This is a genomic window from Pseudomonas sp. A-1, assembly GCF_004801855.1.
In the GTDB taxonomy this organism is placed as follows: Bacteria; Pseudomonadota; Gammaproteobacteria; order Pseudomonadales; family Pseudomonadaceae; genus Geopseudomonas.
The window spans coordinates 36,289-46,547 of sequence record NZ_SSTC01000031.1 but is presented as its reverse complement, the minus strand read 5'-3'; the positions used below and the strand labels follow the sequence as shown (position 1 = coordinate 46,547).

8 protein-coding genes are annotated in these 10,259 nt (G+C 70.8%); all 8 read left to right on the top strand.

Going from position 1 to position 10,259, the window contains the following annotated elements; genetic code table 11:
• The coding region (gene glnE, locus E5198_RS09350) for a bifunctional [glutamate--ammonia ligase]-adenylyl-L-tyrosine phosphorylase/[glutamate--ammonia-ligase] adenylyltransferase (RefSeq protein WP_136489724.1) at nt 1–2,811 on the top strand (2,811 nt) is incomplete at its 5' end.
• Between the two features lie 49 nt (nt 2,812–2,860).
• Entirely contained in the window at nt 2,861–3,784 is a 924-nt protein-coding gene (locus tag E5198_RS09345; RefSeq protein ID WP_136489723.1) for a branched-chain amino acid transaminase, read from the top strand.
• A 169-nt stretch (nt 3,785–3,953) separates the two neighbouring features.
• Nucleotides 3,954–5,003 (top strand): lipopolysaccharide heptosyltransferase II, encoded by a 1,050-nt coding sequence (gene waaF, locus E5198_RS09340; RefSeq protein ID WP_136489722.1) that lies wholly within the window; start codon nt 3,954–3,956, stop codon nt 5,001–5,003.
• Nucleotides 5,004–6,062, top strand: a complete 1,059-nt coding sequence (waaC, locus tag E5198_RS09335) for a lipopolysaccharide heptosyltransferase I (protein ID WP_136489721.1) — start codon at nt 5,004–5,006, stop codon at nt 6,060–6,062.
• Nucleotides 6,062–7,183, top strand: coding sequence for a glycosyltransferase family 4 protein (locus tag E5198_RS09330; RefSeq protein ID WP_136489720.1), 1,122 nt, complete (start codon nt 6,062–6,064; stop codon nt 7,181–7,183). Before waaC ends, E5198_RS09330 begins: the two co-directional genes overlap by 1 nt.
• A gap of 79 nt (nt 7,184–7,262) precedes the next feature.
• The gene (rfaP, locus tag E5198_RS09325; RefSeq protein ID WP_136489719.1) at nt 7,263–8,078 is read left to right on the top strand and encodes a lipopolysaccharide core heptose(I) kinase RfaP; all 816 of its coding nucleotides are present in this window, start codon (nt 7,263–7,265) and stop codon (nt 8,076–8,078) included.
• Nucleotides 8,075–8,812, top strand: a complete 738-nt coding sequence (locus tag E5198_RS09320; RefSeq protein WP_136489718.1) for a lipopolysaccharide kinase InaA family protein — start codon at nt 8,075–8,077, stop codon at nt 8,810–8,812. Before rfaP ends, E5198_RS09320 begins: the two co-directional genes overlap by 4 nt.
• A gap of 2 nt (nt 8,813–8,814) precedes the next feature.
• Entirely contained in the window at nt 8,815–10,254 is a 1,440-nt protein-coding gene (locus E5198_RS09315) for a lipopolysaccharide kinase InaA family protein (RefSeq protein ID WP_136489728.1), read from the top strand.
• The last annotated feature ends 5 nt before the right edge of the window (nt 10,255–10,259 follow it).

The window sequence follows — 10,259 nt, the reverse complement described above, 5'->3', positions numbered from 1 at the left end:
CGCCACGCCGCGCTGGCGCGGGCGCTGGGCGCCAGCGACTTCGTCGCCGAGCAGGCCGTGCGCGACGCGGCGATGCTGCTCGAGCTGGCCGCCAGCGGCGAGCTGGAGCGGACGCTGGGCGCCGGCGAGCTGCGCGACCAGTTGGCCGCGGCGCTGGAGGGCTGCGCCAGCGAGGACGATCTGGCCCGGCGCCTGCGCCGCTATCGCAACCGCCAGCAGACGCGGATCATCTGGCGCGACGTCAACCGCCTGGCCGACCTGGGCGAGACCTGCCGCGACCTCTCCGATCTGGCCGACGCCAGCATCGACCTGGCCTACCGCTGGCTGTACGCCCAGCAGTGCGCGCAGTCCGGCACGCCGATCGGCGCGCGCAGCGGCGAGGCGCAGCATCTGGTGATCCTCGGCATGGGCAAGCTCGGTGCCTTCGAGCTCAACCTGTCCTCGGACATCGACCTGATCTTCGCCTACCCCGAGGGCGGCGAGACCACGGGCGCGCGCCGCTCGCTGGACAACCAGGAGTTCTTCACCCGCGTCGGCCAGAAGCTGATCAAGGCGCTGGATGCGCTGACCGTCGACGGCTTCGTGTTCCGCGTCGACATGCGCCTGCGCCCCTACGGTTCCGGCGGCCCGCTGGTGTACAGCTTCAACGCCATGGAGCAGTACTACCAGGACCAGGGCCGCGACTGGGAGCGCTACGCGATGATCAAGGCGCGCGTGGTGGCCGGCGACCAGGCCGCCGGCGCGCAGTTGCAGCAGATGCTGCGGCCGTTCGTCTACCGCCGCTACCTGGACTTCTCGGCGATCGAGGCGCTGCGCAGCATGAAGCAGCTGATCCAGCAGGAGGTGCGCCGCAAGGGCATGACCGAGAACATCAAGCTCGGCGCCGGCGGCATCCGCGAGGTGGAGTTCATCGCCCAGGCCTTCCAGCTGATCCACGGCGGCCGCGACCTCAGCCTGCAGCAGCGGCCGCTGCTCAAGGTACTCGACACCCTGGCCGGGCAGGGTTACCTGCCGCCGCCGGTGGTCGACGAGCTCAAGGACGGCTACCGCTTCCTGCGCTACCTGGAGCACGCCCTGCAGGCGATCGCCGACCGGCAGACGCAGATGCTCCCCGACGGCGAGCTGGAGCGCGCGCGGGTGGCCTTCATCATGGGCTTCCCCGGCTGGAACGCGCTGCTCGACCAGCTGGCGCACTGGCGCGGGCGCATCGACTGGCACTTCCGCCAGGTGATCGCCGATCCCGACGAGGACGGCGGCGCCAGCCTGGCCGGCGTCGGCGACGAGTGGCTGCCGCTGTGGCAGGGCGCCCTCGACCCCGAGGCGGCCCAGCACCACCTGGCCGACGCCGGCTTCGCCGATCCCGCCAGCGCCTGGCAGCGCCTGGAGGGTCTGCTGCACGGCTCGCAGGTGCGTGCCATGCAGCGCCTGGGGCGCGAGCGGCTGGACGCCTTCATGCCGGGCCTGCTCGCCGCGATGGTCGCCCACGGCAATCCCGACCTGCTGCTCGAGCGCGTGCTGCCGCTGGTCGAGGCGGTGGCGCGGCGCTCGGCCTACCTGGTGCTGCTGTCCGAGAACCCCGGCGCCCTGGCGCGCCTGCTGACCCTGTGCGCGGCCAGCCCGTGGGTGGCCGAGCAGATCGCCCGCTACCCGCTGCTGCTCGACGAGCTGCTCAACGAGGGGCGGCTGTACAGCCCGCCGGGCAAGGACGAGCTGGCCGCCGAGCTGCGCGAGCGCCTCACCCGCATCCCCGAGGACGACCTGGAGCAGCAGATGGAGGCGCTGCGCCACTTCAAGCTGGCCCACGGCCTGCGCGTGGCCGCCTCGGAGATCGCCGGCAGCCTGCCGCTGATGAAGGTGTCCGACTACCTGACCTGGCTGGCCGAGGCGATCCTCGAGCAGGTGCTGCAGCTGGCCTGGCGCCAGGTCGGCCTGCGCCACGGCTACCCGCGCCGCAGCGACGGCAGCAGCGCCGGCGAGCCGGAGTTCGTCATCGTCGGCTACGGCAAGGTCGGCGGCATCGAGCTGGGCCACAGTTCCGATCTGGACCTGGTGTTCATCCACAACGGCGACCAGCAGCACGAGACCGACGGCGCCAAGCCGATCGACAGCGCGCAGTTCTACACCCGCCTGGGCCAGCGCATCATCCACCTGCTCACCGCGCAGACCGCCTCCGGCGCGCTGTACGAGGTCGACATGCGTCTGCGCCCGTCCGGCGCGGCGGGCCTCCTGGCCAGCTCGCTGGCGGCCTTCGAGCGCTACCAGGAGGGCGAGGCCTGGACCTGGGAGCACCAGGCGCTGGTGCGCGCCCGCGTGCTGGCCGGCTCCGCCGCGGTCGGCGCGCGCTTCGAGGCGATCCGCGCCCAGGTGCTCGGCCGCGAGCGTGACGGCGCCGCGCTGCGCGCCGAGGTCGGCGAGATGCGCGCCAAGATGCGCGACAACCTGGGCAGCAAGGCCACCGCCGGCGGCACCGCGGCGGAGGCCTTCGACGCCGCGGGCGCCTTCGATCTCAAGCACGATGCCGGTGGTATCGTCGATATCGAATTTATGGTGCAATATGCCGTTCTCGCCTGGTCGCGGCAGTACCCTGAACTGCTGCGTTTCACCGACAACATCCGCATTCTGGAAGGGCTGGAGCGGGCTGGCCTGATCGCGAGCTCCGACGTCCGACTCCTGCAGGAGGCCTACAAGGCCTATCGCGCAGCCGCCCACCGCCTGGCCTTGCAAAAACAGGCCGGCAGTGTGAGCGGAGACCACTTCCACGAGGAACGCCGCGGCGTGATGCGGATCTGGCGCGAACTGGGGCTGGCCTGAGGCGCCCCGACAACCCCGAATTCTTGTTAGGTTTAGGAGCTGGCAAATTATGTCGATGGCCGATCGTGATGGCGTTATCTGGTATGACGGCGAACTGGTGCCGTGGCGCGAAGCCAACACCCATGTGCTGACCCACTCCCTGCACTACGGCATGGGCGTGTTCGAGGGCGTGCGTGCCTACAACACTCCGGATGGCACCGCGATCTTCCGTCTGCAGGCGCACACCGACCGCCTGTTCGACTCCGCCCACATCATGGGCATGAAGATCCCCTTCACCAAGGAAGAGATCAACGAGGCGACCCGCGCCGCCGTGCGCGAGAACGGTCTGGAAAGCGCCTACATCCGCCCGCTGGCCTTCTACGGCTCGGAAGGCATGGGTATCCGCGCCGACAACCTGAAGGTCCACGTGGTCATCGCCGCCTGGCACTGGGGCGCCTACATGGGCGACGAGGCCCTGGAGCGCGGCATCAAGATCCGCACCAGCTCGTTCACCCGCCACCACGTGAACATCTCCATGACCCGCGCCAAGGCCAGCGGTCACTACATCAACTCGATGCTGGCCCTGCAGGAAGCCGTGTCCGCCGGCGCCGACGAGGCCCTGCTGCTGGATCCGGAAGGCTACGTGGCCGAGGGTTCGGGCGAGAACGTGTTCATCGTCAAGAACGGCGTGATCTACACCCCCGAGGTCACCGCCTGCCTGAACGGCATCACCCGCAATACCGTGCTGACCCTGGCGCGCGAGCTGGGCGTCGAGATCGTCGAGAAGCGCATCACCCGCGACGAGGTGTACATCGCCGACGAGGCCTTCTTCACCGGCACCGCCGCCGAAGTGACCCCGATCCGCGAACTGGACGGCCGCCAGATCGGCGCCGGCCGCCGTGGTCCGGTCACCGAGAAGCTGCAGAAGGCCTACTTCGACCTGGTCACCGGCAAGACCGCTGCCCACGCCGAATGGCGCACCCTGGTCAAGTAAGCACGACCCGGATCCGCGTAGGGTGGGTCAGGCCGCAGGCCGCAACCCACCATCCGGCCCGCCGGGCCGGCCAGCGGTGGATCCGCCGGCGGATGCCTGCGGCATCCCTGGTGGGTTACGCTGCTGGCGCAGCCAACCCACCCTACGATTTCCTGCTTCCGGCTTTTCTATGAACATCCTGATCATCGGCCCCAGCTGGGTGGGCGACATGGTGATGGCGCAGACGCTGTTCCAGTGTCTCAGGCAGCGCCATCCCGACTGCGCCATCGACGTGCTGGCCCCCGAGTGGAGCCGGCCGATCCTCGAACGCATGCCCGAAGTCCGCCAGGCGCTGAGCTTCCCGTTCGGCCACGGCGTGCTCGACCTCGCCGGACGCCGGCGCATCGGCAAGTCGCTGGCCGGCCAGTACGACCAGGCGATCCTGCTGCCCAACTCGCTGAAGTCGGCGCTGGTGCCGTTCTTCGCCGGCATCCGCCAGCGCACCGGCTGGGTCGGCGAGATGCGCTACGGCCTGCTCAACGACGCCCGCAAGCTGGACAAGGCGCGCTACCCGCTGATGATCGAGCGCTTCATGGCCCTGGCCTTCGAGCCGGGTGTGGAGCTGCCCAAACCCTATCCGCGTCCGCAACTGCAGATCGACCCGGCCAGCCGCGCCGCGGCGCTGGCCAAGTTCGGCCTCGAGCTGGACCGCCCGGTGCTGGCGCTGTGCCCCGGCGCCGAGTTCGGCGAGGCCAAGCGCTGGCCGGCCGAGCACTATGCCGCGGTGGCCGACGCCAAGATCCGTGCCGGCTGGCAGGTCTGGCTGTTCGGCTCGAAGAACGACCACCCGGTCGGCGAGGCGATCCGCGAGGAGCTGATGCCCGGACTGCAGGAGGAGGCGGTCAACCTCGCCGGCGAGACCAGCCTGGCCGAGGCCATCGACCTGCTGTCCTGCGCCGCGGCGGTGGTGTCCAACGACTCCGGGCTGATGCACGTGGCCGCCGCGCTGGACCGCCCGCTGGTGGCGGTGTACGGCTCCACCTCGCCGCAGTTCACCCCGCCGCTGGCCGAGCAGGTGGAGATCGTCCGCCTCGGCCTCGACTGCAGCCCGTGCTTCGAACGCACCTGCCGCTTCGGCCACTACAACTGCCTGCGCGACCTGCAGCCGCAGCCGGTGCTGGCGGCGCTCGAGCGCCTGGCCGGCGACCCGCTGGCCGACCCGCTGCCGCTGGAGCACTGAGTGCGCGTCCTGCTGATCAAGACGTCCTCGCTGGGCGACGTCATCCATAGCCTGCCGGCGCTCACCGACGCGCAGCGCGCCATCCCCGGCATCCGTTTCGACTGGGTGGTGGAGGAGGGCTTCGCCGAGATCCCCACCTGGCATCCGGCGGTCGACCGGGTGATCCCGGTGGCCCTGCGCCGCTGGCGCAGGAACCTCTGGCAGACCTGGCGCAGCGGCGAGTGGCAGCAGTTCAAGGCGCGCCTGGCCGAGCGCGACTACGACCTGGTGCTCGACGCCCAAGGCCTGGTCAAGAGCGCCTTGCTCACCCGCTACGCGCGCGGCCCGGTGGCCGGCCTGGATCGCGCCAGCGCCCGCGAGCCGCTGGCCAGTCGCTTCTACGATCGCGGCCTGCCGGTGCCCTGGGGCATGCACGCGGTGGAGCGGCTGCGCCAGCTGTTCGCCCAGGCGCTCGGCTATCCGCTGCCGGCGGAGACCGGTGACTACGCCCTCGACCGCCAGCGCCTGCTCGCCGGCCGCCGCGCCGAGCCTTACCTGCTGCTGCTGCACGGCACCACCTGGACCACCAAGCACTGGCCGGAGCGCTACTGGCGCGAGCTGGCCGAGCTGCTCGGCGCCCAGGGCTGGGCGATCCGCCTGCCGTGGGGCAATGCCGAGGAGAAGGCGCGCGCCGAGCGCATCGCCGCCGGGCTGGCGCACGTGACGGTGCTGCCGAAACTGAATCTGGCCGGCGTCGCCACTGAGCTGGCCGGCGCCCGCGCCTGCGTGGCGGTGGACACCGGCCTCGGCCACCTGGCCGCCGCCCTGGACGTGCCGACCATCTCCCTGTACGGCCCGACCAACCCCGGCTTCACCGGCGCCTACGGCCGCGGCCAGATCCACCTGGCCAGCGACTTCCCCTGCGCGCCCTGCCTGAAGAAGACCTGCGCCTACCAGCCCTCGGCCGAGGATCGCCAGCGTTTCGACCTGGCCACGGAACAGCCGCTGTGCTTCACCCGTCTCGACCCGGCACGGATCGCCGCCGAGCTGGCGGCCCTGCTGCCTGCGAGAATCGTCTGATGCAACTGGCCTTCGTGCTGTACAAGTACTTCCCCTTCGGTGGCCTGCAGCGCGACTTCCTGCGCATCGCCCTGGAATGCCAGCGCCGCGGCCACGCCATCCGCGTCTACACGCCGATCTGGGAAGGCGAGGTGCCGCCCGGCTTCGACGTGCGGGTGGCGAAGATCCGCTCCTGGTCCAACCACCGGCGCAACGAGAAGTTCAGCGCCTGGCTGGCCGCCGATCTGGCCCGTGATCCGGTCGACCGGGTGGTCGGCTTCAACAAGATGCCGGGCCTCGACGTCTACTACGCCGCCGACGGCTGCTACGAGGACAAGGCGCAGACCCTGCGCAACCCGCTGTACCGTTTCGGCAAGCGTTACCGCCACTTCGCCGAGTACGAGCACGCGGTGTTCGCCGCCGAGGCCAGGACCGAGATCCTGATGATCTCCGAGGTGCAGCAGCCGCTGTTCGTCAGGCACTATGGCACGCCGGCCGGGCGCTTCCACCTGCTGCCGCCGGGCATCGCCCAGGATCGCCGCGCGCCGGCCAACGCCGCCGCGATCCGCGCCGAGTTCCGCCGCGAGTTCGACCTGGGCGACGCCGACCTGCTGCTGGTGCAGATCGGCTCCGGCTTCAAGACCAAGGGGCTGGACCGCAGCCTCAAGGCGCTGGCCAGCCTGCCGCGCGAGCTGAAGAAACGCACCCGGCTGATCGCCATCGGCCAGGACGATCCCAAGCCGTTCCTCCTGCAGGTCAAGGCGCTCGGCCTGTCCGAGCAGGTGCAGATCCTCAAGGGGCGCAGCGACATCCCGCGCTTTTTGCTCGGCGCCGACCTGCTGATCCACCCGGCCTACAACGAGAACACCGGCACCGTGCTGCTGGAGGCGCTGGTCTCCGGCCTGCCGGTGCTGGTCACCGACGTCTGCGGCTATGCCCACTACATCGCCGATGCCGACTGCGGCCGGGTGCTGCCCAGTCCGTTCGAGCAGGAGCGCCTCAACCAGTACCTGGCCGAGATGCTCGCCGACGACGCGGCGCGTGCGCGCTGGGGCGCCAACGGCCTGGCCTATGCCGATACGGCGGATCTCTACTCCATGCCGCAGAAGGCCGCCGACGTGATCCTCGGGGAGCAAGCATGAACACGATCCGTAGGGGCGAATTCATTCGCCTTGCCGAACTTCTGCAGGCGAATGAATTCGCCCCTACGGGAGCGGTGCCATGCAACTGATCCTCGCCGAACCTTTCAAGAGCCTGTGGCAGGGCAAGGACGCCTTCACCGAGGTGGAGAAGCTGCAGGGCCAGGTCTACCGCGAACTGGAAGGCCGCCGCACCCTGCGCACCGAGGTGGCCGGGCGCGGCTACTTCGTCAAGATCCACCGTGGCATCGGCTGGGGCGAGATCGTCAAGAACCTGCTGACCCTCAGGGCCCCGGTGCTCGGCGCCGGCCAGGAATGGACGGCGATCCAGCGCCTGACAGAGGCCGGCGTGCCGACCATGACCGCGGTGGCCTTCGGCGAGCGTGGCGCCAATCCCGCCGCGCAGCACTCCTTCATCGTCACCGAGGAGCTGGCGCCCACCGTCAGCCTCGAGGACTTCAGCCGCGACTGGATCTCGGCACCGCCGGAGCCGCGCCTCAAGCGCGCGCTGATCCGCCGCGTCGCCGAGATGGTCGGCGCCATGCACCGCGCCGGGGTCAACCACCGCGACTGCTACATCTGCCATTTCCTGCTGCATACGGACCAGGCGGTGACCGCCGACGACTTCCGCCTGTCGGTGATCGACCTGCACCGCGCGCAGACCCGCGCTGCCGTGCCGCGCCGCTGGCGCGACAAGGACCTGGCCGCGCTGTACTTCTCCGCGCTGGATATCGGCCTGACCCGCCGCGACGTGCTGCGTTTCCTCAGGAGCTACTTCCAGCGCCCGCTGCGCGACACCTTGCGCGACGAGGCCCGCCTGCTGGCCTGGCTGGAGGCCAAGGCGGCCAGGCTGCGCGAGCGCTACCTGCGCAAGTACGCACCGGGGGCCTCGGCGTGAGTGGCTGGCAGCTGGCTGCCGAGCTGCCCGCCGCCGCGCGGGAGGCCTTCGCCGATCTCGACCGGGTGTTCGCCCTGGACGGCGAGTGGGTGGCCGAGGACCAGATGTCCCGGGTGCTGCGCGTCGAGGTGGCCGGACTGCGCTACTACGTCAAGCAGTACTGGGGCGCCGGCAAGGGCCTGCGCCGCTGGCTGGGACGGCCGCGGGTCGAGGCCGAATGGCAGAACCTGCGCCTGTTCGCCCAGTGGGGCATTCCCGCCGCGCCGGTGGTGGCCTGGGGGCTGGAGCGCCGCCTGGGCTGCTTCGCGCGCGGCGCTCTGATCACCGCCGAACTGGCCGGCACCGCGGATCTCGCCGCCCTGGCGCGCAACCACGACCCGCGCCTGCGCCAGCGCGACTGGCTGAACAGGGTCAGCCGCCAGCTGGCCGAGGCCACCCGCCTGATGCACCGCCATGGTTTCGCCCACAACGACCTGAAGTGGCGCAACCTGCTGGTCGACCAGACCGGCAATCTCTACCTGATCGACTGCCCGACCGGCAGCTTCTGGTGGGGGCCGCTGCTCGACTACCGGATCGTCAAGGATCTCGCCTGCCTGGACAAGGTGGCCAAGTACCACCTGTCGCGCAGCCGTCGCCTGCGCTTCTACCTGCAGTACCGCGGGCGCGAACGGCTGTCGGCCAACGACAAGCGCCGCCTGCGCAAGATCCTCGCCTTCTTCGAGGGCCGCGAATGAGCCTGCGCCTGAGCGAACTGGCCAGCGCCGGGCGCCGCCCGGCGCTGCCGCTGAGCATCGAGCTGCCCGGCGGCGAACTGCGCCTGCTGAGTCTGTTGCGCGTGCTGCCGGGGCAGCGCTACGTCGGCGAGGCCGAATGGCAGGGCCGCCGGGTGCTGGCCAAGCTGCTGGTCGGCGCCAGGGCGGCGCGCCAGCACGCCCGCGAGCTGGACGGCGCGCGCCTGCTGCGCGAGCAGGGGCTGGACACCCCCGAGCTGCTGGCCGAGGGGCTGGTGGCGGGCGAGGGCGGCTGGCTGCTGTTCGAGTTCCTCGCCGCCGCCGTCAGCCTCGGCAGCGTCTGGCAGGCGGTGGCCGAGCAGCCGCCGCTGTCCGCCGCCCAGCAGGCGCTGCTCGGCGAGGCGCTGGGCGCCATCGGCCGCCTGCATGCCCGCGGCCTGTGGCAGGACGATCTGCACCTGGACAACCTGCTGCGCTGCCGCGAGCGCCTGTACCTGATCGACGGCGGCGGCATCCGCGCCCAGCTGGCCGGGCAGCCTCTGGCCCGCGCCCAGGCGCTGCAGAATCTCGGTGTGTTCTTCGCCCAGCTGCCGGCGGAGCTGGAGCCCTTCATCGACCGCCTGCTGCCGGTCTATCTGCAGGCCAATCCGGCGCATGCGCTGGACGCCAGCGACCTGCGCGAGCCGATCGCCGCCGTGCGCCGCTGGCGCCTCAGGGACTACCTGAAGAAGCTCGGCCGCGACTGCACCCTGTTCAGCGTGCAGCGCAGCCGCGACGACCTGCGCATCGTCCGGCGCGACCAGGCCGAGAGCCTGCTGCCGCTGCTGGAGCAGGCGGATGCCGCCATCGGCGCCGGCGTTGCCCTGAAGCAGGGCGGCAGCGCCACCGTGGCGCGCGTCGAACTGGCCGGCCGGCCTGTGGTGATCAAGCGCTACAACATCAAGGGCCTGGGCCACTGGCTCAAGCGCTGCTGGCGGCCCAGCCGCGCCTGGCACAGCTGGGTGGAGGGCAACCGCCTGGAGTTCCTCGGCATCGCCACCCCGCGGCCGCTGGCCATGCGCGAGAGCCGCCGCTTCGGCCTGCGCGGGCGCGCCTGGCTGATTACCGAACATGCCGGCGGAGAGGATATACTCCGCCGATTCGCGCGCGATGGCAGTCGTCTGCCGCCGGAGAACGAGCTGCAGGCACTCGAGCGACTGTTCGCCGCCCTGTGCCGCGAGCGCATCGCCCACGGCGACCTCAAGGGCACCAACCTGCTCTGGCAGGACGGCCGCTGGGCGCTGATCGACCTCGACGCCATGCACCAGCACCGCTGCCCGCGGCGCTTCGCCAGGGCCTACGCCAAAGACCGCGCCCGCTTCCTGCGCAACTGGCCGGCCGATTCGGCCCTCTACCGGTTGCTCGACCAACGTTTACCGCAGGTGCCCGGCACCTGCCCTGAATAGATAGA

Bases quoted from the DNA above. Each gene is read 5' to 3' on its own strand.
- E5198_RS09345 (WP_136489723.1), top strand. From the start codon at position 2,861: ATGTCGATGGCCGATCGTGATGGCGTTATCTGGTATGACGGCGAACTG.
- waaF (WP_136489722.1), top strand. From the start codon at position 3,954: ATGAACATCCTGATCATCGGCCCCAGCTGGGTGGGCGACATGGTGATG.
- E5198_RS09330 (WP_136489720.1), top strand. From the start codon at position 6,062: ATGCAACTGGCCTTCGTGCTGTACAAGTACTTCCCCTTCGGTGGCCTG.
- rfaP (WP_136489719.1), top strand. From the start codon at position 7,263: ATGCAACTGATCCTCGCCGAACCTTTCAAGAGCCTGTGGCAGGGCAAG.